We start from the raw sequence: 23,667 nt of genomic DNA on the forward strand, positions 1-23,667 counted from the left end.
GGCGGCCCGGCGGCCCCGGCGGCCCGGCGGCCCCGGCGGCCCGGCGGCCCGGCGGCTCGGCGGCCCGCGGTCCTCACCGACCACCCCGACCGACCCTGCGACCCGAAGAACCTCCCTGCTCCTCTCGGCCGCCCTGCTCACGGGGCTCCTGCCGTTCACCGCCACCGGCACGGCGTCGGCTGCCGAGCCCGCGAGCGTGCTGACCGACGCCGCCGTGCGGCCGGTGCGGGAGGGCGGCACGGCGGAGGTGCGGATCTCCGTCACCGGCACGGTCTCCGCACCGGTGACGGTCGCGTACGAAGCTTCCAACTCCCGGGCAACCCGGTTCCAGATCCCGCTGACTACGGCGTGGACGCGGTGCACGGCCACAACAACCTGGTCGGCGCCACCATCACCCCGCACAACGTCGGGCTGAGGGCCGCGCGCGATCCCCGACTCGCCTACCGCGTGGGAGAGGTGACCGCGGCCGAGACCCGTGCCACCGGCAGCCCGGGACTTCTCGCCCTGCTCTGTGTGACACGGGATGAGCGCGGACCGTCTGTCGCTCTTCGGGCGCTACCGGGAGGCGGTGCTGAAGCTGACGGAGGCGTACGGGGCGGTGCGAGGCCGCCGATAGAGGCGGCGGGGGCCGGGTTTCCCCGCTCCTGCCGCCGGCCGCCGACATCGGGGATCGCCCCGCAGCCGCCGGCCGCCGGCACCGTCGGCTCGCCCCGCAGCACAGGCCTCATCGGGCAAAAACCCTCGCCACTGATGTCCCTTTTGCACCCATTCGGGGTAGCGTCAAAGCATGAAGGTCGCACTGACCCGGGCGTTTCCCCGCCTCCTGGTCGCGCTGGTGATCGCGGCACTGGCCATGCTGCCGGCCATGGCGCCGAGCGCGGACGCGGCCACCGGTGTCTCCACCGTCGCGGAGGAACTGCGGGAGGACCCGGTCTACGTGGACCCGGACGTCCGCTTCCCCACGGCGGAGGCGGAGGCCCTCGAGAACGAGATCGAGGACGCCGGTAAACCCGTCTTCATCGCGGTGCTTCCGCAGGACTTCCCCACCGAGGACCTCTTCAGGGACCTGCGCACCGCCACCGGCATCACCGGCCTCTACGCGATCCGCCTCGGTGACCGCTTCGATGCCCGGGCCGACTCCTCGGTGCTCTCTCCCGACGCCGTCCGGAACCTGGTCGCCAGCGTGCAGGGCGAGAACGCGGTGAACCAGCTGAACCAGTTCACGGACCGCGCGCTCGCCAACATCGGCGGCTCGGCCCCGAGCAGCTGGGGCGGGACGAGCGGCGACGACGTACCGACCGGCACGCTGGTCGGGCTCGGCGCGGTGCTCGCCGCGGGCGGCGCCGGCGCCTACGCCCTCGTACGGCGGAACAGGCTGCGGCGCGAGGAGGAGCAGCGAGCCGCCCTCGAAAGGCTGCGGGTCGTCGTCGACGAGGACATCACCGCCTTCGGCGAGGAACTGGACCGGCTCGACTTCCATCCCGCGGAGCCGGGCGCCGACGACGCGATGCGCGCCGACTACGAGCGTGCCCTGGACGCGTACGAGCAGGCCAAGTCCCGGATGGCGGCCGCCGTGCGGCCCGAGGACGTCAAGGCCGTCACGGAGGCCCTGGAGGACGGCCGCTTCTCGCTGGCGCAGCTCGCCGCCCGCCGCGAGCGCCGACCGCTGCCCGAGCGGCGCCCACCCTGCTTCTTCGACCCGCGCCACGGTCCGTCGGTCACCGACGCGACCTGGACCCCGGCTGCCGGCGCACCACGCGAGATCCCCGTCTGCGCGGCGGACGCGACCCGCCTCGCCGACGGACGCGACCCCGAGATCCGCGAGGTCGACACCGACTACGGCCGCCGCCCGTACTGGGACGCGGGCCCGGCCTACGGCCCCTGGGCGGGCGGCTACTTCGGCGGCGGCCTGCTGCCCGGACTGCTCGTCGGCACCCTACTGGGCAGCATGATGGCGACCCCGTCCTACGCGGCCACCTATGGCGCCGGCTACGGCGATTTCGGTGGCGCCGGCTACGAAGGCGGCGATGTCTCCGGCGCGGACTTCGACTCCGGCGACTTCAGCGGCGGTTTCGGAGGCGGCGACTACGGCGGCGGCGACTTCGGGGGTGGCGGGGACTTCGGCGGAGGGTTCTGACCGCGGCGGCGGGCGGGCCTCACACGAGGTCGGGGAGCGCCCTCACGCGAGGTCGGGGAGCGCCCTCACGCGAGGTCGGGGAGCGCCCTCACGCGAGGTCGGGGAGCGCCCTCACGCGAGGTCGGGGAGCGCCCTCACGCGAGGTCGGGAAGCGCCCTCACACGAGGTCGGGGAGCGCCAGCCACTCGTCCCACGAGAGATCACGCCCGACGAACCGCGGCCGCTCGAAGGGCCACACCTCGGCGATCCACCGCGGCACGAAGGTGTCGAGAGACCGCTCAAGTCCGCCCCCGGCCTCGCTGTCGACGACCCACCACGAGATCTCGGCGTCGGCACCGGCCTTCTCCGGCGGATCGATGTAGACGCAGCCGAGCAGGGCCGTGCGGTCGTCGTTCTCGACGGTGTAGTTGAAGGACTGGTGGGCTTCGATCTCGTGCGCGTGCCGCTCCAGGTCGGCCTGGTTCGCCTCGTAGGTCATGGTCTCCGAAGGCCACCCCCAGGCCTTGCCGTAGATGGACCACAGCCGTTCCCGCGAGCCCATCACGGCCGGGTAGTCGAGCGGCGCGTCCGCCCCGCTGATCGGCCGCAGGTGACAGCCGCCGGGGATCTCGACATGAACGGGGTGTGCAAAGCCGTCGGGCAACCAGGTCATGCGCGCGAGGCTAACCGTCGCGCGCACGGCGACGCACCCGGTTTACCGGTGGCCGCTGCGCTCCCGCCTCCACTGCCGCCGAACGCGAGCGCCCGCCCTCCCCGGATGGGGCAGTGGCGGGCGCTCGCGTACGGCAGCTCGTCGAGGAGGCTCCCGGAGGGGTCACTCGGCGTTCTTGATCGCCGAGATGTCGAAGTTCAGCTTGATCTTGTCGGAGACCAGGACGCCGCCGGTCTCGAGCGCCGCGTTCCAGGTCAGGCCCCACTCGGAGCGGAGGATCTCCGCCTTGCCCTCGAAGCCGACGCGCTCGTTGCCGAACGGGTCCTTGGCGGCGCCGTTGAACTCCAGGTCGATGGAGAGCGGCTTGGTGGTGCCGAGGATGGTGAGGTCGCCCGTGATGCGGTAGTCGTCACCGCCGAGCGCCTCCGCCTTGGTGGAGCGGAACGTCATCGTCGGGAACTCCTCCGTCTTGAAGAAGTCCGCGCTCTTGAGGTGCCCGTCCCGGTCCGCGGAACCCGTGCTGATGCTGTCCATCTTGACGTCGATCGACGCGGAGGACTTCGAAGGGTCCGTGCCGTCGAGGTGCAGCGAGCCGGTGAACTCGGTGAAGCTGCCCTTGACGTTGGTGACCATGGCGTGCCGGGCGACGAAGCCGAGCGTCGAGTGGGACGCGTCGATCGCGTAGTCGCCGGTCAGCGCGGCGAGGTCCGGGCTCACGGCGGCGGGCGCCGCGGTGGCGGTCGCCGTCTCGCTGGTCTCGGTGTTCTTGCGGCCGAAGATGCCCATGACGTGCTCCTTGGGGATGTGCCGCGGCCGCTGCGGGGCCACGACGGGAAGCTGTTGAAGATTCAATGGGTCCAACACGGATGACCGTAGACCTATTCCGTTCAATATTCAACATCCCTGAGTCGACGAGTGACGGGTGTTTGGGGCAATCCAGGCCACGGTGCTGTTGGACATTCACCGACAGCGACTGATAAACGGCGTCCCCATGACTGCCACCCGCCGACGTCTCCTCCTCGTCGCGGCACTCGCGGGCGTGCTGTGCCCGGTGCCCGCCGCTTCCGCCCGCATGCACGCCAAAGACCTCGAGGACGAAGGCGAGGATGAAGGCGGGGGCGAGGGCGAGGGCAGGGGCGGGGGTGGGGGCGGGAGCGAGGGGGACGAGTACGAATCCCTTCGCACCCGCTGGCTGGAGATCGCCCTCGGTACCGGGTACGACCCGACGGCCGAGCCCTACGCCTCCCGGCTGCGCGCGACCGGCGAACTCGCCCGGGTGCACCGCGCCACCATGGCCCCGGCACCCGGCTCCCTCTGGCCCGACCGTCCCTTCGACCCGCCGTCCGGAATCACCCAGAGCTACGGCAGGCTGTGGAGGATGGCGCAGGCGTACGTCCAGCCGGGCACCGGATCGACCGGGGACGCGGGCCTGCTGGCGGACGTCGTAGCCGGTCTCGATCATCTGTCGGCGACCGTCTACAACCCGGACACCACCCATTACGGCAACTGGTGGGAGTGGCGGATCGGCAGCCCCCGGATCCTGATGGACATCGTGGCCGCACTCCGCCCCCGGCTCACCGATGACCGGGTGGCCGCCGCCTGTGCCGCCGTGGACCACTTCGTCCCGGACGGCCTGCTGAGCGACTACTCGGGCACCTCCACCGGTGCCAACCGCGTGGACCTGTGCCGCTCCGTGGCCCTGCGGGGCATCGTGGGCCGGGCACCGGACAGGATCGCCCTCGCCCGTGACGCCCTCTCGCCCGTCTTCCCGTACGTCACCCGCGGCGACGGCCTCCACGCCGACGGCTCCTTCGTCCAGCATCTGTGGGTCGCGTACTCGGGCACCTACGGACAGGTCCTCCTCGACGGCCTCGGCCGGCTCTTCGCCCTGCTCGCCGGGTCGCGGTGGGCCGTCACCGACCCCAACCGGCAGATCGTCCTCGACAGCGTCGAGTACGCCTTCGCGCCCCTCATCCACGACGGCCTGGTGATGGACTGCGTCAACGGCCGTGCCATCAGCCGGGGGCGTCTGCTCGGCGACGACGGGCAGGTGATGCGGAGCGACCACGTCCACGGCCAGGCGCTGATCGCCGCGATCGCCCTGCTCGCGGGCGGTGCGAGCGCGGCGGAGCGCGAGCGCTGGCACGGCCGGATCAAGGGCTGGATCGAGCGGGACACCGTCACACCGTTCCGCGCCGCCCCCCAGTTCGGCGTGGCGGATCTGGTGCGGCTGAACGCGATCGCCGACTCCCCGGTGCCCGCCGCCCCCGAGCCCGTGGGGCACCGGCTCTTCGCCGCCATGGACCGCGCGGTCCACCGCCGCCCCCGCTTCACCGCCGCCATCGCGATGGCCTCGGACCGGATCGCGTACTACGAGTGCGGCAACGGCGAGAACCCGCGCGGCTGGCACACCGGCGCCGGGATGGTCTCCTGGTGGCCCCGACAGCCGGACCGGTCCGGCCAGCCGGGCCGTTCCTCAGGCCGGTCCGGCCAGCCGGGCCGTTCCTCAGGCCGGTCCGGCCAGTCCGGCCGGTCCGGCCAGTCCGACCAGTACACGGACTGGTACTGGCCCACCGTGGACTGGTACCGGTTGCCCGGAACGACCGTGTCCACCAAGCGGCTCGCCGACGAGGCGGGCGGCGCATGGGGCGCCGCGCGCCCCGACGTGCGCTGGGTGGGTGGCACCACCGACGGCGAGTACGCGGCCGTCGGCCAGCACCTCAAAGGGCTCGGCTCCACGCTGGAGGCCCGTAAGTCGTGGTTCTGCGCCGACGACGCCGTGGTCTGCCTCGGCGCGGGGATCACCTGCTCGGACGGTGTGCCCGTCGAAACCGTCGTGGACAACCGGAACCTGGGCGAGAACGGCACCCAGGCCCTCACCACCGGCCGCAACTGGGCCCACCTCGAAGGCCACGGCGGCTGGGTCCTCCCCACCGGCCACGGCCGCACCGGCGTCCTGCGCACCCTCCGTGAGGACCGCACCGGCGCCTGGGCCGACGTCAACACCTCGGGCGCCACCGAGCGGCGCACCCGGCGCTGGCAGACGTTGTGGCTGGACCACGGGAGGGACCCGGACGGGGCGTCGTACCTCTACGTCCTGATGCCCGGTGCCGACCGCCGGGAGGTCGCCGCACGGGCGGCCGACCCGTCCTGGCTGACGGTCCTCGCCAACGGCCCGGGCTGCCAGGCCGTCCGCCTCGTCACGGCGACCGGTTCCCTCACGGCCGCCAACTTCTGGAAGGCGGGGACGGCGGGGACGGCGGGGACTGAAGCGATCCCTGGGACCAGGGGGGCGCCGGGAACCAGGGACACCGGGGAGGCGGCGGGGGCGTGGGGAGCTCTCACCGCCTCCGCGGGGGCGAGCGTGCTCGTCCGGTGCGAAGGCGGCCGGGCTAAGCTCTGCGTCGCGGAGCCACCGCGCACCGGACGCCCGCTGGAGATCGTCTGGGACCGCCCGGTACGCCGGGTGGTGCGCCGGGGCCCGGGGGTCGAGGTCCTCGCCACGGGGCGGCGGTTACGGCTCCGTGTCACTCCGGGGATGGCATGTGCCACCCAGGAATGTGAGGTGGCCCTCGGGTGACATTTTTGTGAGCCCTCAACAAGCTGAGACCCCCCTGGGCAGTCAGAAGGCCTGCACGGCGGCATGGTTCTGTTTAGGGCTACCAAGGAATGGGGCCGGAGACTGTGAGGAGTCAACGGCCCGTTTTGCTTGCCGGGCTTCGTAAGGTCGCTACATGACCGTTTTGGACGAGGCTGAAGCTGCTGATTCTGCGGGGGTCGATCCCACCGACGCGCGCGGCCGGGTCGCCGAACTGCACGCGATCCGCACGCAGGCGCTGCGCGGCCCGAGCGACAAGGCGACCGAGGCTCAGCACGCCAAGGGCAAGCTGACGGCGCGGGAGCGGATCGAGCTGCTCCTGGACCCGGGCTCGTTCAGGGAGGTCGAACAGCTGCGGCGGCACCGCGCCACCGGCTTCGGCCTGGAGGCGAAGAAGCCCCACACGGACGGTGTGATCACCGGCTGGGGCACGGTGGAAGGCCGCACGGTCTTCGTCTATGCCCATGACTTCCGGATCTTCGGCGGTGCCCTCGGCGAGGCGCACGCCACCAAGATCCACAAGATCATGGACATGGCCATCTCGGCCGGAGCGCCGCTGGTCTCGCTGAACGACGGCGCCGGTGCCCGGATCCAGGAGGGCGTCAGCGCGCTCGCCGGCTACGGCGGGATCTTCCAGCGCAACACCAAGGCCTCGGGGGTCATCCCGCAGATCTCGGTGATGCTGGGCCCGTGCGCCGGCGGTGCCGCCTATTCCCCGGCCCTGACGGACTTCGTGTTCATGGTCCGCGAGACCTCGCAGATGTTCATCACCGGCCCGGACGTCGTCAAGGCCGTGACCGGTGAGCAGATCACCCAGAACGGACTGGGCGGCGCGGATGTCCACGCCGAGACGAGCGGCGTCTGCCACTTCGCCTACGACGACGAGGAGACCTGCCTCGCCGAGGTTCGTTACCTGCTCTCCCTCCTCCCGCAGAACAACCGCGAGAACCCGCCGCAGACCTCCTGCGAGGACCCCGCGGACCGGCGCTCGGACGTGCTGCTGGACCTGGTCCCGGCCGACGGCAACCGGCCCTACGACATGACCAAGGTCATCGAGGAACTCGTCGACGACGGCGAGTACCTCGAGGTCCACGAGCGCTGGGCGCGCAACATCATCTGTGCGCTGGCCCGGCTGGACGGTCAGGTGGTGGGCATCGTCGCCAACCAGCCGCAGAGCCTGGCGGGCGTGCTGGACATCGAGGCGTCGGAGAAGGCCGCCCGCTTCGTGCAGATGTGCGACGCCTTCAACATCCCGATCGTCACCCTTCTGGACGTGCCCGGCTTCCTGCCCGGCGTCGACCAGGAGCACGGTGGAATCATCCGGCACGGAGCGAAGCTGCTGTACGCGTACTGCAACGCCACCGTGCCGAGGATCTCGCTGATCCTGCGCAAGGCGTACGGAGGTGCCTACATCGTCATGGACAGCCAGTCCATCGGCGCGGACCTCACCTACGCCTGGCCCACCAACGAGATCGCGGTGATGGGCGCCGAAGGAGCCGCCAACGTCATCTTCCGCCGGCAGATCGCCGAGGCCGAGGACCCCGAGGCGATGCGGGCGCGCATGGTCAAGGAGTACAAGGCGGAGCTGATGCACCCCTACTACGCGGCGGAACGCGGACTCGTCGACGACGTCATCGACCCCGCCGAGACCCGCGAGGTCCTGATCCGCTCGCTGGCGATGCTCCGCACGAAGCACGCCGACCTCCCGTCCCGCAAGCACGGAAACCCGCCGCAGTAAGCCACGCGGTAACCCAGTGGAACCTCTGCGGTACCCCTGCGGAAACCTCTCTCCCGGAGACTTCATCCATGAACAACTCTGACATCCGTGTCGAGAAGGGCCACGCCGAACCCGAGGAAGTGGCCGCCATCACCGCGATCCTGCTCGCCCGCGCCGCCGCCCAGCCGGCGTCCGCCGCCCCGGCCCACCGCGGCCGCTCCACGGCCGGCTGGCGCCGCCTGGAGCGCGAGCCGGGCTTCCGGGCGCCGCACAGCTGGCGCTAGCTAGGCGCCAGGTACTGGGTCTTCCAGGTCTGGGCAAGCGCACTCCGCGGCGATGATCGCCGCGGAGGACTGGCCAAGAGGGCCCCTCCACCCCGGAGGGGCCCTTTGCGCTGGAGCGCGCATTCCGCACCCCGGACGGGCGCGCTCCCCGCACCTTGCGCCGCACACCAAAGAGCCGGGGCCCCTCCGCATCGGAGGGGCCCCGGCTCAAGTGCTGAGCGCGTCAGCGCAGGCGCGCCATGAGCGCGTGCTCCACCAGGGTGATCAGCGCCGACTTCGCGTCCGCACGGTGCCGGGCATCCGTCGTGATGATCGGGGTGTCGGGACCGATCTGCAGGGCCTCGCGGACCTCGTCGGGGTTGTACGGCTGCTGGCCGTCGAAGCCGTTGAGCGCGATGACGAACGGGAGCCCGCTGTTCTCGAAGTAGTCGACGGCGGGGAAGCAGTCGGCGAGGCGGCGGGTGTCCACCAGGACGATCGCGCCGATGGCGCCGCGGACGAGGTCGTCCCACATGAACCAGAACCGGTCCTGGCCGGGGGTGCCGAACAGGTACAGGATCAGGTCCTGGTCCAGGGTGATGCGGCCGAAGTCCATGGCGACGGTGGTCGTCGTCTTGTCCCCGGTGTGGGTGAGGTCGTCGATGCCCGCGGACGCGGACGTCATCACGGCCTCCGTGCGCAGCGGGTTGATCTCCGAGACGGCCCCGACGAACGTGGTCTTGCCCACGCCGAAGCCGCCCGCCACCACGATCTTCGCGGAGGTGGTGGAGCGGGAAGGACCGCCGCTAGAGCTTGCGAAGTCCACTGAGCACCCTTTCGAGCAGTGTCACGTCTGGCTGGCCGCCGGCGTTCTCGTCGCCGCCCGGCTGATGGATGGCGACCAGGCCCGCCTCCGCCAAGTCGGCGACGAGGATCCTGGCCACGCCGAGGGGAATCGTCAGCAGCGCCGAGATTTCGGCCACCGACTTGATCTCCCGGCAGAGGTTGCAGATCCGCTGGTGCTCGGGCAGCTGGCCCTGCAGCTGGTGCGGATCCGCGGTGGTGTGCACCAGCGCCTCGATGGCGAGCTGGTAACGGGGCCTGGTGCGGCCACCCGTCATCGCGTACGGGCGCACCAGCGGATTACTGGCACCTCCCGCGGGCGACGGCTCGGGAGAGCGGCGCTGGGGCTGCACCGGCTGGATGCGCGGCGCCGACGGCCGGTCGTAGGGCGACGGCCCGGGACCCTGCGGCTGCTGCGGTGCGTACGGCTGCTGCTGCCGGTGGCTTGGCGCGGAGGGGAAGTTGTACCGGTTCGGCGCAGCGTCGCCCGGTCCCTGGCCCTGTCCGTAGGACCAGTTTCCGGACGATGAACCGCCTGGGGGTGTTGCCACTTTCTCCTCCTCCGACTGTGCCGGGCACCCATCGCGTGGGACCGCGTCCCGAAACTTTAAAGCCACGGGACGCCAAACCGCACCGCCTGTCTGTTAGTTGAGAAGGCTTCCCTGGAGCTCCGCGCGGAGATCCGGGGTGAGCACGGTGCCCGCACGGTCCACCAGCAGGGCCATCTCATACCCGATGAGACCGATGTCCGCTTCGGGATGTGCGAGAACGGCGAGCGAGGAACCGTCGGAGATGGACATGATGAAGAGGAATCCACGCTCCATCTCCACAACCGTCTGGTTCACGCTCCCGCCCTCGAAGATGCGGGAGGCACCCGCGGTCAGCGAGGTCAGACCGGAGGCGACGGCCGCCAACTGGTCGGCTCGATCGCGCGGAAAGCCTTCGGACATCGCCAGAAGGAGTCCGTCGGCGGAGACCACCACCGTGTGGGACACCCCGGGGGTGTTGTCCACGAAATTGGTGATCAACCAGTTCAGGTTCTGCGCCGCCTGGCTCATCGGGCTCACACTAACGCTCCTGGTTGTAGGTGCTGTCAGGACCGAAGCCCTGGCCGTTCGTTTCACTGCCTGCGTTGCGTCCCCTTTGGACACCGCGGCGCAGGTTGCTCAGCCTGCCCCGGACGTCCTCGGGTGCGCGGGAGACCTGTGGGCCGCCCTGTGGGGTCGTTTCCGCCGCGCCCTGGACCAGGTTGGCCTTCGGGACCCGGCGCGGCAGGCCGGAGGAGGTGACCCCGCCCGCCTTCGGTTTGCGGAGCTGTGAGGCCTGCTGCCAGCGCTCGTCGTTCGTCGAACGCCAGTCGCCGCCGAGGCCCGTGGAGGCCCCGAAGCCGTTGGTGGACGGGGTGGCCGCCTTCGGGGCTTCCCGGACCGCCTGCTCCTGCTGCTTGGTGCCGCCGGTGACCTGGCCGTTGCCGTTCGCGGTGGTGCCGCGGCGGGGCAGACCGGCGCTGGTCAGGGCGTGGCCGCCCGAAGGGGCCGCCCCCGGCCGCTCGAAGCCTACGCGGTCCGGCTCGGTCACGTCAGTGGCCTGCTCAGATTCCGTTTCCGGAGCGTACTCGGAGCGGTAGCCGCTCTGGTAATCGGTCTGCTGCGGCCAGTCGTCCTGGTAGGGCTGGTCTTCGAAGGCCGCCAGGGATTCCGGAGAGGGACCCGCGACCGACGTCTGCTCGGCCTCCGCATAGGAGGGTTCGGGGTAACCGCCGCCGTTCGGCGAGTAGTACGAGTCGTCGTACGCCGTCTGCTGCGGCTCCTCATACGTCGTCTGCGGGGCGAAACTCGCTTGCGGCTGCTCGTACGGGGCCTGGCTCTCGCCGTAGGGGCTCTGCTGGTCGTCGTACGCGGGACGCCGCTCGTCGTACGCGGGCTGCCGCTCGTCGTAGGCCGGCTGCCGCTCGTCGTACGAGGACTGCCGCTCGTCGTAGGCGGGCTGCCGCTCGTCGTAGGCCGGCTGCCGCTCGTCGTACGAGGACTGCCGCTCGTCGTAGGCGGGCTGCCGCGGCGCCGACTCCTCGAGGAAGTCCTCGGCCTCGGTGAGCTCCGGGTGACCGGGTGACTGGGACTCCAGGGCCGCCCGGCGCTCTTCACGCATCAGCGAGCGACCGATGGGGTCCAGCTCCCGGATGTCGTCCGGGACGTCCGCGTAGCGGCTGTCGTCGAAGCCGAGCTCGGCCGCCGTGCGCATCGGCCCGCCGAAGTTCTCGCCCTGGAAGGGCTGCTGCTCCGGGATGATCTGCGACACGGTGAACTCGTCGCGCTGCGCCTGGTCGCCGCCGCCACCGTGGGTGATGGCGTCCGGCAGCATGACCAGCGAGGTGGTGCCGGCCTGCTCGCCGGAGGGGCGCAGCTGGACCCGGATGCCGTGCCGGTCGGAGAGCCGGCCGACCACGAACAGGCCCATGCGCTGCGAGATCGCGGCGTCCACGGTCGGCGGGTTGGCCAGCTTGTGGTTGATGTCCGCGAAGTCCTCGGCGGTGAGGCCGATGCCCTTGTCGTGGATCTCGATCATCACGCGGCCGTCCGGGAGACGGGTCGCGGTGACACGGACCTTGGTCTGCGGCGAGGAGAACGTGGTGGCGTTCTCCAGCAGCTCGGCCAGCAGGTGCACGAGGTCGGTCACGGCGCGGCCGTGGATGTCGGCCTCCGGGACGCCGGAGAGCTCGATGCGCTCGTACTGCTCCACTTCGGAGGAGGCGGCCCGCAGGACGTCCACGAGGGGCACCGGCTGGTCCCAGCGACGGCCGGGCTCCTCGCCCGCGAGAACCAGGAGGTTCTCGCCGTTGCGGCGCATACGGGTCGCCAGGTGGTCCAGGCGGAAGAGGTTCTCCAGCTGGTCCGGGTCGGCCTCGTTGTTCTCCAGGTCGGTGATCAGGGTCAGCTGGCCCTCGATCAGCGACTGGTTGCGCCGCGAGAGGTTGGTGAAGATCGCGTTGATGTTGCCCCGCAGCAGGGCCTGCTCGGCGGCGAGCCGGACGGCCTCGCGGTGCACCTGGTCGAAGGCGCGGGCGACCTCGCCGATCTCGTCGCGGGTGTTGATCGGGATGGGCTGCACCCGGGTGTCCACCCGGCCGGGGTCGGTGCGCGAGAGCTGGTCGACCAGCATCGGCAGGCGCTGCTCGGCGATGCCGAAGGCGGCGGTGCGCAGCTGGCGCATGCTGCGGCTCATCTGGCGGGCCATGACACCGGCGATGATGAACGCGGTGAGCAGGGCGACGAGGGTGACGGCGCCGTTGATGTAGGCGTCCCGCTGGGCGTCGGAGGCGATGTTGCCGGCTTCGCTCACCGCGGTGTCGATGAGGCCCTTCTCGACCTGGCTGTAGGCCTCGAACTTACTCGTGGCGGCAGCCATCCAGGTTTCCGGGGTGACGCCCCGCTGCTTCAGCTCGTCCGGGGTGGCGCCGCTGCCGATGAGCTTGATCATGTCGTTCATCTGAGGCGGCGTCTTGAAGGTCCCGCCCCTGGCCTCGATCTTCTGCTTGGCCTCGGCGAGCTTCTTCTGGCCCTCTGTCTGGGCCTTCTGCATGGCCTCGGTGAGCCGGGCGGCGTCGCGCTCGGTGCCGCCGGAGATGTACTCCTGGATGGCGACGTTCTCCAGGTACGCGTACGAGGTGAAGGCCGTGATCTGGAGCTTCCTGGTCTGCTCGTTGGTGCTGGGCTTGACGAGCAGGTGCGTGCCGATCGAGCGCATCAGTGACTCACCGCCCTTGGCCAGCGCGAGGGCGTAGACGGTGCGCCCGTAGGCGGTGATGTTGCCGGTGCCGAGGCCGAGTTCGTTGGTGAACTCCATCAGCAGGTGCTCGACCTGGACGTAGCCCTCTTCGGTCTTCACCGGGTCCGTTTCGGGGGTGAAGGCCGTGGCGCGGACCTTCTCCAGCGTCGGCTCGGCCTCTTCCACCAGGGCCAGCCGGCGCTTGAGGCCGGGCTTGTCGGGCATGCCGACCACGGCCTGGTGGAAGACGTCCTTCATCTCGTCGGTGTAGGCGCGGGCGTTCTTGACGTCCGCGTTGTCCTTGTCGCCGTTCAGCAGCGGCTCGGCGGATATGTCGCGCTCGTTGAGCATCGCCTCGGCGTAGTCCGAGGCGGCGGCCACGATCTTGGCGACCTTTTCCGCGTCCCGCGCCTCCTGCCAGGTGTCGATCGAGTTCTTCACCTGGAAGCCGCCCATGACCAGACCGACAAGGACGGGTATGAGCAGGATCGCGTTCAGTCGGGTCGGCACGCGCCAGTTACGTGGGGACAGCCGACTGCCGCTGGGCGCGGGCGCGGGGGTCGGCTCGGGCACATGTGCGGGTGCCGCTCCGCGCGGCGGCGGGGTGAAGTTGCCCCGTGCCGACGGCTCGGAACCGTTCTTGCTTCGCCTCACTCGACCAACAACCTCTCGGCGTCGGCACCTACACGTGCCGCTGTGTCTCTCCGGGCCCCTGAATACCGGGCAGTTCAGCGGCATTCCAGCATGTCAAACGGCGCAGTTCCAAACACTGGGAAGCCGATCTTCCGACTTGCTGGGAGTGACGGATGCCTCAGATAAAACGGTCATAAAGAGCGAGCCCCGCCAAAAGACGGGGCCTTTGTGAACGCAGCGACACCGGGCGACCGCGACGCGTGTCCAGGCCCCCGGATTTCTCTGTCGAAATGTTATGAACACTATTGCCGACCGTGTCAAAAGACACAGCCGGCGCTGGTGGTATCTACGTCAACTGCCGTATAGGAACGACAACTTGAACATCAATTTGGTCCGGTTGTGTACGGACGTTATCGCAACCGTGCCATCAAAGCGTGCTCGACCAGGGTGATCAGGGCACTCTTCGCATCCGCACGGTGCCGGGCATCCGTGGTGATGATGGGTGAGTCGGGACCGATCTGGAGGGCTTCGCGGACCTCGTCGGGTGTGTACGGCTGGTGCCCGTCGAAGCCGTTGAGCGCGATCACGAAGGGGAGCCCGCTGTTCTCGAAGTAGTCGACGGCGGGGAAGCAGTCGGCGAGGCGGCGGGTGTCGACGAGGACCACGGCGCCGATGGCGCCGCGGACGAGGTCGTCCCACATGAACCAGAACCGGTCCTGGCCGGGGGTGCCGAACAGGTACAGGATCAGGTCCTGGTCCAGGGTGATGCGGCCGAAGTCCATGGCGACGGTGGTCGTCGTCTTGTCCCCGGTGTGGGTGAGGTCGTCGATGCCCGCGGACGCGGACGTCATCACGGCCTCCGTGCGCAGCGGGTTGATCTCCGAGACGGCCCCGACGAACGTGGTCTTGCCCACGCCGAAGCCGCCCGCCACCACGATCTTCGCGGAGGTGGTGGCCCGCCCTCCGTCAGAGCTTGCGAAGTCCACTGAGCACCCTTTCGAGCAGTGTCACGTCCGGCGCGCCGCCGGCGTTCTCGTCGCCGCCCGGCTGGTGGATGGCGACCAGGCCCGCCTCCGCGAGGTCCGCGACGAGGATCCTGGCCACGCCCAGCGGCATGGCCAGCAGGGCCGACACCTCCGCCACGGACTTCACCTCACGGCACAGGTGGCAGATGCGCTGGTGCTCGGGGAGCAACCCCATGAGCGCTGCCGGGTCGGCCGTCGTACTGATCAGCGCCTCGATGGCGAGCTGGTAACGCGGCCGGGTCCGGCCACCGGTCATCGCGTACGGACGTACCAGCGGCTGGTCGCCCTCGTCCCCGTACGGATCTCCGTACGGGTCGTGAGAGGCGGTGGGCGGGGTCATGGATCCTCCGGGCGGGACAGCAAGTCGGGTCGGTCGAGTGCCGTCTAGCGAGGCCGGTGGGGGGAGGTGGGCGGCCGGACGGTTTGTGCGTTCGGTGGTGCCGGGGTGTTTCAGTGCAGCAGGCTGCCCTGCAGCTCGGCTCGGAGGTCGGGGGTGAGTACCGCGCCCGCGCGGTCGACCAGCAGTGCCATCTCGTATCCGACAAGGCCGATGTCGCATTCCGGGTGGGAGAGGACCGCCAGTGACGATCCGTCCGAAATGGACATCAGGAAGAGGAAGCCACGCTCCATCTCCACGACAGTCTGGGCCACGTTCCCGCCCTCGAAGATCCGGGAGGCCCCGGCGGTGAGGGAGGTCAGCCCGGAGGCGACGGCGGCCAGCTGGTCCGCGCGGTCGCGCGGAAAACCCTCCGAAAGCGCCAACAGGAGCCCGTCGGCGGAGACGACGACGGTGTGGGACACCCCCGGGGTGTTGTCCACGAAGTTGGTGATCAACCAGTTGAGGTTTTGTGCCGCCTGGCTCATCTGGCTCAACTAACGCTCCTGCTGGTGAGTGGGGCTGGGGAAGCTGCCGGTCTGGCCGGTACCGGCCTGGCGACCCTGCTGGATGCCCCGTCGGAGATTGGTCAGCCGGCCGCGAACGTCGTCGGGCGAACGCGAGACCTGCGGACCGGATTGGTGCTGTTGTTGCTGAGCCGTGCCCGCCACGAGATTGGCGCGCGGAACCCGGCGCGGCAGGCCGGAGACCGTGACCCCGCCCGCGGCGGGCTGGCGGACCCGCTCGGCCTGTCGGCCGAGTTCGTCGTTGGGCGAGATCCGCCAGGAACCGGTGCTGGTCAGTGACCCGTTCGACCCGTTGCCGCTGGTGCTCGCCGACGCGGTGGCCGGCTGCGGCGCGGGGGCGGACGACGCCGGCGAAGAACCGTTGCTGCCGTTGTCGCCGCCGCCGTGGCCGCCGCCCCGGAACCAGTTGGTCTCCAGGGTGTCGTAGACCGGGGTCCGGCCGTCCCCGGGCCCGGTGGCCGGCGGCAGCGCCTCCGGCTCAGTGCGGCGCGGGGGCTGCGGCGGGCGCGGGGGCAGGGGCCTACCGAGCTCACCGCGGGTGCCGCTCGTTCCCGGACGCTCGAACTGGCCGGTGGAGTTGCCGGTGTTGCCGTCCTCACGGCCCCCCGGCAGGGCGAACTGGCCGGTGGACGCCGGGTCCTGCACCGGGAACTGCCCGGTGGACGCGGGATTCTGCGCGGGGAACTGGCCGGTGGACGCCGGGTCCTGCGTGGGGAACTGGCCGGTGGACGCCGGGTCGTGCGTGGGGAACTGCCCGGTGGACGCCGGGTCCTGCGTGGGGAACTGCCCGGTGGACGCCGGGTCCTGCGTGGGGAACTGCCCGGTGGACGAGGGGTCCTGGACCGGGAACTGCCCTGTGGAGGCGGGCTCCTGGACCGGGAACTGACCCGTCGAACCGCTGTCCCGCTGACTGAAGTCCTGAGTGGGAGCCGGGGTCGGTCCGCCGTACACGTCCGAGCGGACGAACTGGCCGCTGCCCTGCTGCGGAGCACCGTGGCCGGGGCGGGGGAACTGGCCGGTGGCGGCCGGACCCTGCTGGTCGTCGATGCGGGGCAGACGCGAGGTGACGTCCGGTTCCTCGTGGCCGCGCGGGGCGTCCAGCGGGGGACGCGGCGGCACCGGCGGCTGCGCGTTGTCGTCGCTCCAACTCGGCGTCCGGGGCTGGGGGTTGCCTCCGGGCAGCTCGGCGCGCGGACCACCGAGCGGCGGGAGCTGCGGACGGCGCCGACCACCGTCGTCGCCCTGACGCTGCTGCGGTGCGGGCGACGTGCCACGGGCACCGCCGAAGGCGTCCTGACGCCCGGGCTCACGCGCGGCGAAGCCGTCGAAACCGCCGTCCTGGCGCCCGGAGTTCGGGGCCTGGAAGTTCTGTGCGCCCGGCCCGGCCTGTCCGAAGGCGTTACCGGCACCGGCCGGAGCCGGCCGGCCCTGCTGGGGGCCGCCCTGCGGACCACGCGGACCGCCGGGGGCAGCGGGACCGCCGGGACCCGCACCCGGAAGTGCTGCCCGCGAACCGCCGCCGACCTGGCCGCGGGGTGCCGCGCCCGCACCGAGCAGCCCGGGACCGCCGCCGGAGGCGCCGCCACCGAGCGCGGGACCACCCGCGCCGCCGCGGCGAGCTGCCGCGACACCGGCGGCGGCCTGCGCGGCGGCGGGACCGCCTGCGGCCGGTGCACCGGGCTTGCCGGGGGCCGGCTTCTTGCCGCCCTGGGCCACGTCGACGGGGAGCATGACGAGTGCGGTCGTACCACCGGAGTCGGACGGGCGCAGCTGGATGCGGATGCCGTGGCGCTGCGACAGCCGGCCGACCACGAACAGACCCATGCGGCGGGAGACGGAGACGTCCACGGTGGGCGGCGAGGCGAGCCGCTCGTTGATCGCGGCGAGGTCCTCGGGGGAGAGGCCGATACCGGTGTCGTGGATCTCGATCAGTACCCGGCCGTCGGGCAGCGCGTGACCGGTGACCTTGACCTTGGTCTGCGGGGAGGAGAACGAGGTGGCGTTCTCCAGCAGCTCGGCGAGCAGGTGCACGAGGTCGTTGACGACGCGGCCGGCGACCTCGGTCGCCGGGACCTGGGCCAGTTCGATGCGCTCGTACTGCTCCACCTCGGACGCGGCGGCGCGGAGCACGTCGACCAGCGGGACCGGGCGGGTCCAGCGGCGGCCGGGCTCTTCACCCGCGAGAACGAGGAGGTTCTCACCGTTACGGCGCATACGGGTCGCGAGGTGGTCCAGCTTGAACAGCGAGGACAGCTGGTCCGGGTCGGCCTCGCGGGACTCCAGCTCGGAGATCAGCGACAGCTGACGCTGGATGAGACCCTGCGAGCGGCGCGAGAGGTTGGTGAACATCGCGTTGACGTTGCCCCGCAGCAGGGCCTGCTCGGCGGCGAGGCGGACCGCCTCGCGGTGCACGTCGTCGAAGGCCGCGGCCACCCGGCCGATCTCGTCCTTGGAGTGCACACCGACCGACTCGACGGAGGTGTCGACGTCCTGCGGGTCGGACTCGGAGAGCTGCTTGACCAGCTCGGGCAGGCGGTCCTGGGCGACCCGGGTGGCGGTGTCCTGCAGCCGGCGCAGCGAGCGGATCATGGACCGGGCCACGACGAAGGCGCCGACGAGCGAGATACCGAGGACGAGCAGGATCAGCGCACCGGAGATGATGGCTTCGCGCTCGGACTCGTTGCGCAGCTCGCGGGCCTTCTGCTCCATCTCGTTCAGCAGCGTGTCCTCGATCTTGGACATCGCCTGGATCTTCGTGGAGTCGGCGTCGACCCAGTCCTTGTACGAGCGCTTGTCGCGCAGCTGGATGCCGTTCTCCTGGCTCAGCACACGCTCGGAGTACTCGTCGGCTTCCTTGATCGTCGCGCTGCCGTCCGTGAGCGGCTTGATCAGTTCCGCGGCGTCGCCCTGGTAGATATTGCGGAACGAGGCCAGCTCGTTGCGCTCGTTGTCCCAGGCGGACAGGCCGTACTGCCGGTCGTTCTGGGAGAGCTTCCCGAAGTCCCTGTCGTTCACCGGCAGGGCCGCGGCGATCACGGCGCGCTGGGTGGAGGCGTACTCCTTGGCGGAGGAGAAGGCCGCCAGCGCGCGGGTGCGCTGGATCATCTCCGGGTTGGAGGTGGCCTGCGCCATGTCCTGGGAGAGGCCGAGAAGCTGTTCGATCAGCTGGTGGTAGGCCTGGACGGTCTGCTGGGAGTTGCCGTCGTCCTTGTAGGCGTCCTGGCGGATACCGCTGAGCTCGCCGATCTGCTGCGCGATCTGCACCACGTTGTCGCGGACACCGTCGAGGTTCTGGTTCCCGCTGGTGTCGATGTCGTGGGTGCCCTCGAGGAAGGCACTGCGGGCGAGGTCCGTCTTCTCACGGACGTTCTTGACCTCGTAGTCCGCGGCGGAGGCGCCGTGCGAGAGGGGACCGGCCGACTGGTCGCGCTCGTCCTGGAGCGCGGCGGCCAGGTTGGTCGCCTGCTTCGTCATGTCGGTCAGCAGCTTCATGTTGTCGAGCTGCTGAATGTCGTCCATGGACTGGTTGATGCGCAGCGCGCCGAGCGAGGTGGCCGCGACCACCGGAAGCGCGAGGAGCGAGACCAGACGCGTGGAGATGCGCCAGTTGCGCAGTGCTACTCGGGAGCCGGGGCCCGTGGGGGCCGGCGGCTTGGGTGCGGTTGTGTTGGGCCCCGCCGTCGTCCCGGGACGAGCGGCGCTGCCGCCGATCTCACCGGCTGGTGCCGGGCCCGGGTTCTGGGCGTGCGGGGGCGAGGAACCGCGGTCGGTTCCGCCGGTCGGCTCCGGCTCGGCCGAAGCGCTGCCATCCCTCTTGAAACGTCCCTGCACTAGCGTCGCAACCTCTGGACCAGGCGCCCCTCCGCAGCTGCGGAGGGACGGTGTCGGTGTCTTCCGGGCGCGTCACGCCCTTGGTGGTCTTGAGTGACCGGCGCTGGACTTTCCCCTTCCCGCCGCCTTCGGCGCTGCTGTGCGCCCCCTGTGCGCCGGTTTCTTCGTCCGCGGCGGTCCCGGGAATTCCAGCACAGTGCCGGATCCTCGAACAAGGCCCGAGGGTCACACTGTGACCTTGGTGACAGATTGCGAATGCAGCGTTACCAAGAGTGTGAAAGGATCCCGGAGATAACGGACCTTTTTCGCTTATCACTTAGGGGCGGGGGGTGTCCCAGTCGCCATGATCGGGAGCGGAATGGTGGCTTCCGAAGGGCAATGTCCGTTTCGAAGGGGTGGCTCACTGATGCGTAATGCCCGATTTGCCCACTAGTCAGTGAGCAAACTCACACGACCTTCACGGCACCTTTCCGGCATTACACGGGAACTGCATGTTTAGCCTGACGCTTTACATGGATGGCCAATCCGACAACCCGCGCCGCTGACAAGGCACTTCGAGCCCGGCGCCCGCACCGACGAGGTCAACTACAACTGTGAAGACGACGATGATGTTCCGCACCATAGCCAACCCGCGCCGCACCACGCTGGCGCACCTCTCGGACGCGGAGGAACTGCGCGCCGCGGAACAGCAGGAGCACTCCGTCGACCTCCCGGAGCAGACCGCCAACCCCCGGCGCACCGTCCTGATGGAGATCCCGGCCGCCGCGGTCGCGGCGAAGTAGCGCGCGACGCGGCCGCCCGGGCACCGGGCGGCCGCGTGCGGTCATTGCCACGGTGCCACGGGGTCACGGCCCTCGTGCCAGCCGGCGTTCGGGGTTCCGGTGGACACCCGGCCGCCTCAACCGCCGGAGACGAACAGCCCATTGCCGACCGGGTCGACGCGGAAGCGGACGCGGTGCCCCACGTCGATGTCATCCGGCCACGAGGAACACGATTGGCGGGTGCGGGTGCGGGTGCGGGTGCGGGTGCGGGTGCGGTTGCGCAGATGCGCGGGCTGGCGCCGGTGCGGCCGCCGGTGAAGTCCTTGTGGACCTTGGCGCTCCGCCGCAGTAGCTCTCCGCCGAACACGAAGCGGTCGCAGGCGTCCTCCGCGGTCGCGGTCGTGCCGGTACCAGGACCGCCGCAGCGGCCACCGCGCCCACCGTGCCAGGCGTCTCCGTTTCCGCCGCTCGCCCCGTTCTCCCTGGTCTCGATGCCCGATGGCCAAGGTCTGGTCTCGATGCCCGATGGCCGAGGCCGATCCCGACGGCATGAAGTGATCATTGGGCTCGTACGGTCCACCCGTCGGGCGTCTGAGCGGTTCCTTCGGGGTGCCGGGCCCGCTCGGCGCTATTACGGATGCGGCCCATCGGCCCTCGGGCGATAGCCTGGGGCCTTACGACTCCAGCAGCTCAGTGACTCAGTGAGGGGCGCAAGGAACCCGTGCGCATCGCCAGATTCTCCATCGACGGCAATGTCGCCTTCGGCGCGGTCGAGGGCAGCGGCAGCAGCCCCGGCGAGCTCGTCCTCGACATCATCAAGGGCATCCCGTTCTCGGACTTCGAGCTCTCCGGCACCAAGGTCCCGCTGAGCAAGGTCAGGCTGCTGCCCCCCGTGCTCCCGAACAAGGTCGTGGCCTACGGCCGCAACTACGCGGAGCACGCCAGGGAACTGGGCAACGAGGTCCCGGACGCCCCGTTCGCCTTCTTCAAGCCGTCCACCTCGGTGATCGGCCACGGCGACGAGATCCAGTACCCCTCCTTCTCCCAGGACCTGCACCACGAGGCCGAACTGGCCGTGGTCATCGGCCGCATGTGCCGTGAGGTGCCGCGCGAACGGGTAAAGGACGTGATCCTCGGCTACACCTGCGCCAACGACATCACCGCCCGTGACGTCCAGAGGCGCGAGAAGCAGTGGGCCCGGGCCAAGGGCTTCGACACCTCGTGTCCGCTGGGCCCCTGGGTGGAGACGGAGCTGGACCCCTCCGACCTCACGATCCAGCTCACCGTCAACGGGCAGCAACGCCAGCTCGGCCGCACCAGCGAGATGATCCACCCCATCGAGGATCTGATCGTGCACATCTCCGAGGCCATGACGCTGCTCCCCGGCGACGTGATCCTCACGGGCACCCCCGCGGGGGTCGGGCCCCTCACCGTCGGCGACGAGGTCGCCGTCACCATCGAAGGCATCGGCACTCTCACCAACAAGGTTGTCAAGCGTGGCTAGCGCACCCTCCCCCAAGCTCTCGGCGGCGCTCGAGCAGGGGGTACCCCCTCGCGTACGTTTCTGTCCGTCCCCGACCGGCAACCCCCATGTGGGCCTGGTCCGCACGGCCCTGTTCAACTGGGCGTTCGCCCGCCACACCGGCGGCACGTTCGTCTTCCGCATCGAGGACACCGACGCGGCCCGGGACTCCGAGGAGTCCTACGAGCAGCTGCTGGACTCGATGCGCTGGCTGGGCTTCGACTGGGACGAGGGCCCCGAGATCGGCGGCCCGCACGCGCCGTACCGTCAGTCGCAGCGCATGGACCTCTACAAGGACGTCGCCGGGAAGCTGCTCGACGCCGGCCACGCCTACCACTGCTACTGCTCCACGGAGGAGCTGGACGCCCGCCGTGACGCCGCCCGCGCGGCCGGCCGCCCGTCCGGCTACGACGGCCACTGCCGCGATCTCACTGCCGAGCAGAAGGCGGCCTACGAGGCCGAGGGGCGCACCCCGATCGTCCGATTCCGCATGCCCGACGAGACGATCACCTTCACCGACCTGGTCCGCGGCGAGCTGACCTTCACCCCGGAGAACGTCCCGGACTACGGGATCGTCCGGGCCAACGGCGCGCCCCTGTACACCCTGGTGAACCCGGTCGACGACGCCCTGATGGAGATCACCCACGTCCTGCGCGGCGAGGACCTGCTCTCCTCCACCCCCCGCCAGATCGCCCTCTACAAGGCGCTGATCGAGCTGGGCATCGCCAAGTCCGTGCCCGAGTTCGGTCATCTGCCGTACGTCATGGGCGAGGGCAACAAGAAGCTGTCCAAGCGCGACCCGCAGTCCTCCCTGAACCTGTACCGGGAGCGCGGCTTCCTGCCCGAGGGTCTGCTCAACTACCTCTCCCTGCTGGGCTGGTCGCTCTCCGCGGACCGCGACATCTTCTCCACCGAGGAGATGGTGGCGGCCTTCGACGTCGCGGACGTCAACCCCAACCCGGCCCGCTTCGACCTGAAGAAGGCCGAGGCGATCAACTCCGACCACATCCGGCTGCTCGACGTGAAGGAGTTCACCGAGCGCTGCCGGACGTGGCTGAGGGCGCCGTTCGCGCCGTGGGCTCCGGAGGACTTCGACGAGGCGAAGTGGCAGGCGATCGCCCCGCACGCGCAGACCCGTCTGAAGGTCCTCTCCGAGATCACCGAGAACGTCGACTTCCTGTTCCTCCCGCAGCCGGTGTCCGACGAGGCGTCCTGGGCGAAGGCGATGAAGGAGGGCGCGGCCGAGCTGCTCACCACCGCCCGCGCCAAGCTCCTCGAGGCCGACTGGAGCAGCGCCGAGTCGCTGAAGAGCGCAGTCCTCGCGGCGGGCGAGGAGCACGGCCTGAAGCTCGGCAAGGCCCAGGCCCCGGTCCGGGTCGCCGTCACCGGCCGCACGGTCGGCCTGCCGCTCTTCGAGTCCCTGGAAATCCTGGGCAGCGACAAGACGATCGCCCGCATCGACGCGGCACTGGCGAAGCTGGCGGCGTAGCCGCGGCCCGCTATGACGATGGGGCGCCACCCGTGTCGGGTGTCGCCCCATCGTCATACGCCGACCGGCGTGCGGGCTTGCTGGGCGACTTACTCCCCGCGCTTCGCGGGCCAAGCGCGGGCCGCCTGGCTGGCGCGCGTGCCGGCTGGCGGGTGTACGTGCTGGTCGGCTGCCTCACTGGGGCGTTCGCCGGCCGCCTCGCTTGCGTGTTGGTCGGCCGTCTGGCTTGCGTGCTGGCCGGCTGCCTGGCGCGCGTTCGGGTCGGCGGGCTTACGTGCTGGTCGGCTGCCTGGCTCGCGCGTTGGCCGGCCGCCTGGCTCGCGTGCGGGCCGACGGGTTTACGTGCTTCGGCTGCCTGGCGTACGCCCGCGCCCATGTGCCGGCCGACCGCCGGGCTTGCGTGCTGCTTGGCCGCCCGGCGAGAGACATGGCTCCGCCCTCTCGCCCTCACCCGGCTGACATCGCCCACCTTGGCCCTCGGCCGGCCTTGGCCCGGCCGCCTCGGCCTGTGCAGGCGTGGCCGCGGAC

The 23,667-nt window shown here is 70.6% G+C and carries 17 protein-coding genes and 1 pseudogene; 8 read left to right on the top strand and 10 right to left on the bottom strand.

The features are described 5' to 3' along the window. Positions 1-313 precede the first annotated feature (313 nt). Both EF387_RS48780 and EF387_RS36415 read left to right on the top strand, forming a co-directional pair. Positions 314-531 (top strand): annotated as a pseudogene (locus EF387_RS48780) (glycoside hydrolase family 3 N-terminal domain-containing protein); the annotation flags it as partial. A gap of 256 nt (positions 532-787) precedes the next feature. Continuing rightward, complete coding sequence (locus tag EF387_RS36415; protein WP_128380896.1) at positions 788-2,137, top strand: hypothetical protein; 1,350 nt, start codon at positions 788-790, stop codon at positions 2,135-2,137. A gap of 157 nt (positions 2,138-2,294) precedes the next feature. On the opposite strand, the gene EF387_RS36420 is transcribed toward EF387_RS36415, so the two are convergent. Beyond that, complete coding sequence (locus tag EF387_RS36420) at positions 2,295-2,789, bottom strand: GNAT family N-acetyltransferase (protein ID WP_128380897.1); 495 nt, start codon at positions 2,787-2,789, stop codon at positions 2,295-2,297. A 162-nt stretch (positions 2,790-2,951) separates the two neighbouring features. Further along, entirely contained in the window at positions 2,952-3,575 is a 624-nt protein-coding gene (locus EF387_RS36425) for a YceI family protein (RefSeq protein ID WP_128380898.1), read from the bottom strand. Between the two features lie 205 nt (positions 3,576-3,780). Here EF387_RS36425 and EF387_RS36430 point away from each other — a divergent pair, with 205 nt between their 5' ends. The 3 genes from EF387_RS36430 (at position 3,781) to EF387_RS36440 (ending at position 8,388) form a co-directional block, all read left to right on the top strand. Next, positions 3,781-6,369, top strand: a complete 2,589-nt coding sequence (locus EF387_RS36430) for a polysaccharide lyase 8 family protein (protein WP_238431903.1) — start codon at positions 3,781-3,783, stop codon at positions 6,367-6,369. A 154-nt stretch (positions 6,370-6,523) separates the two neighbouring features. After that, a complete protein-coding gene (locus EF387_RS36435; RefSeq protein ID WP_128380899.1) occupies positions 6,524-8,125 on the top strand; it encodes an acyl-CoA carboxylase subunit beta in 1,602 nt (533 codons plus the stop codon). 68 nt (positions 8,126-8,193) lie between these two features. Next, a complete protein-coding gene (locus tag EF387_RS36440; RefSeq protein WP_128380900.1) occupies positions 8,194-8,388 on the top strand; it encodes an acyl-CoA carboxylase subunit epsilon in 195 nt (64 codons plus the stop codon). Positions 8,389-8,611: 223 nt separating this feature from the next. Here the strand turns inward: EF387_RS36440 and EF387_RS36445 are convergent, their stop codons facing one another. From EF387_RS36445 to EF387_RS36480, 8 genes are all read right to left on the bottom strand, one after another. Next, positions 8,612-9,193: a GTP-binding protein gene (locus EF387_RS36445; RefSeq protein WP_009314218.1), complete on the bottom strand. Its 582-nt coding sequence runs from the start codon at positions 9,191-9,193 to the stop codon at positions 8,612-8,614. Beyond that, positions 9,174-9,761 carry a DUF742 domain-containing protein gene (locus EF387_RS36450; protein ID WP_128380901.1) on the bottom strand — a complete coding sequence of 196 codons (588 nt, stop codon included), beginning with the start codon at positions 9,759-9,761 and terminating at the stop codon, positions 9,174-9,176. Before EF387_RS36450 ends, EF387_RS36445 begins: the two co-directional genes overlap by 20 nt. 93 nt (positions 9,762-9,854) lie before the next feature. Further along, positions 9,855-10,268, bottom strand: a complete 414-nt coding sequence (locus EF387_RS36455; RefSeq protein WP_004983065.1) for a roadblock/LC7 domain-containing protein — start codon at positions 10,266-10,268, stop codon at positions 9,855-9,857. Positions 10,269-10,278: 10 nt separating this feature from the next. Beyond that, positions 10,279-13,629, bottom strand: coding sequence for a sensor histidine kinase (locus EF387_RS36460; protein ID WP_202918482.1), 3,351 nt, complete (start codon positions 13,627-13,629; stop codon positions 10,279-10,281). A gap of 389 nt (positions 13,630-14,018) precedes the next feature. Continuing rightward, positions 14,019-14,594 carry a GTP-binding protein gene (locus tag EF387_RS36465; protein WP_033321071.1) on the bottom strand — a complete coding sequence of 192 codons (576 nt, stop codon included), beginning with the start codon at positions 14,592-14,594 and terminating at the stop codon, positions 14,019-14,021. Continuing rightward, positions 14,575-14,973 (bottom strand): DUF742 domain-containing protein, encoded by a 399-nt coding sequence (locus EF387_RS36470; RefSeq protein WP_128380903.1) that lies wholly within the window; start codon positions 14,971-14,973, stop codon positions 14,575-14,577. Before EF387_RS36470 ends, EF387_RS36465 begins: the two co-directional genes overlap by 20 nt. Positions 14,974-15,083: 110 nt before the next feature. After that, the gene (locus tag EF387_RS36475) at positions 15,084-15,497 is read right to left on the bottom strand and encodes a roadblock/LC7 domain-containing protein (protein WP_128380981.1); all 414 of its coding nucleotides are present in this window, start codon (positions 15,495-15,497) and stop codon (positions 15,084-15,086) included. Between the two features lie 9 nt (positions 15,498-15,506). Beyond that, positions 15,507-19,367 (bottom strand): sensor histidine kinase, encoded by a 3,861-nt coding sequence (locus tag EF387_RS36480; RefSeq protein ID WP_128380904.1) that lies wholly within the window; start codon positions 19,365-19,367, stop codon positions 15,507-15,509. A 593-nt stretch (positions 19,368-19,960) separates the two neighbouring features. On the opposite strand from EF387_RS36480, the gene EF387_RS36485 reads away from it, so the two are divergent. The 3 genes from EF387_RS36485 (at position 19,961) to gltX (ending at position 23,139) form a co-directional block, all read left to right on the top strand. After that, complete coding sequence (locus tag EF387_RS36485) at positions 19,961-20,149, top strand: hypothetical protein (RefSeq protein WP_128380905.1); 189 nt, start codon at positions 19,961-19,963, stop codon at positions 20,147-20,149. Positions 20,150-20,849: 700 nt separating this feature from the next. Continuing rightward, positions 20,850-21,632 carry a fumarylacetoacetate hydrolase family protein gene (locus tag EF387_RS36490; RefSeq protein WP_128380906.1) on the top strand — a complete coding sequence of 261 codons (783 nt, stop codon included), beginning with the start codon at positions 20,850-20,852 and terminating at the stop codon, positions 21,630-21,632. Continuing rightward, the gene (gene gltX, locus EF387_RS36495; RefSeq protein ID WP_128380907.1) at positions 21,625-23,139 is read left to right on the top strand and encodes a glutamate--tRNA ligase; all 1,515 of its coding nucleotides are present in this window, start codon (positions 21,625-21,627) and stop codon (positions 23,137-23,139) included. The genes EF387_RS36490 and gltX overlap by 8 nt, the downstream gene beginning before the upstream one ends. The last annotated feature ends 528 nt before the right edge of the window (positions 23,140-23,667 follow it).

The sequence above is a fragment of the Streptomyces cavernae genome (assembly GCF_004023625.1).
GTDB classification, from domain to species: domain Bacteria; phylum Actinomycetota; class Actinomycetes; order Streptomycetales; family Streptomycetaceae; genus Streptomyces; species Streptomyces cavernae.

What these genes read in the sequence shown, in the direction of transcription:
- EF387_RS36420 (WP_128380897.1), bottom strand. Translation starts at nt 2,789, where the DNA reads ATGACCTGGTTGCCCGACGGCTTTGCACACCCCGTTCATGTCGAGATC.
- EF387_RS36435 (WP_128380899.1), top strand. Translation starts at nt 6,524, where the DNA reads ATGACCGTTTTGGACGAGGCTGAAGCTGCTGATTCTGCGGGGGTCGAT.
- EF387_RS36455 (WP_004983065.1), bottom strand. Translation starts at nt 10,268, where the DNA reads ATGAGCCAGGCGGCGCAGAACCTGAACTGGTTGATCACCAATTTCGTG.
- EF387_RS36470 (WP_128380903.1), bottom strand. Translation starts at nt 14,973, where the DNA reads ATGACCCCGCCCACCGCCTCTCACGACCCGTACGGAGATCCGTACGGG.
- EF387_RS36425 (WP_128380898.1), bottom strand. Translation starts at nt 3,575, where the DNA reads ATGGGCATCTTCGGCCGCAAGAACACCGAGACCAGCGAGACGGCGACC.
- EF387_RS36430 (WP_238431903.1), top strand. Translation starts at nt 3,781, where the DNA reads ATGACTGCCACCCGCCGACGTCTCCTCCTCGTCGCGGCACTCGCGGGC.
- EF387_RS36415 (WP_128380896.1), top strand. Translation starts at nt 788, where the DNA reads ATGAAGGTCGCACTGACCCGGGCGTTTCCCCGCCTCCTGGTCGCGCTG.
- EF387_RS36440 (WP_128380900.1), top strand. Translation starts at nt 8,194, where the DNA reads ATGAACAACTCTGACATCCGTGTCGAGAAGGGCCACGCCGAACCCGAG.
- EF387_RS36475 (WP_128380981.1), bottom strand. Translation starts at nt 15,497, where the DNA reads ATGAGCCAGGCGGCACAAAACCTCAACTGGTTGATCACCAACTTCGTG.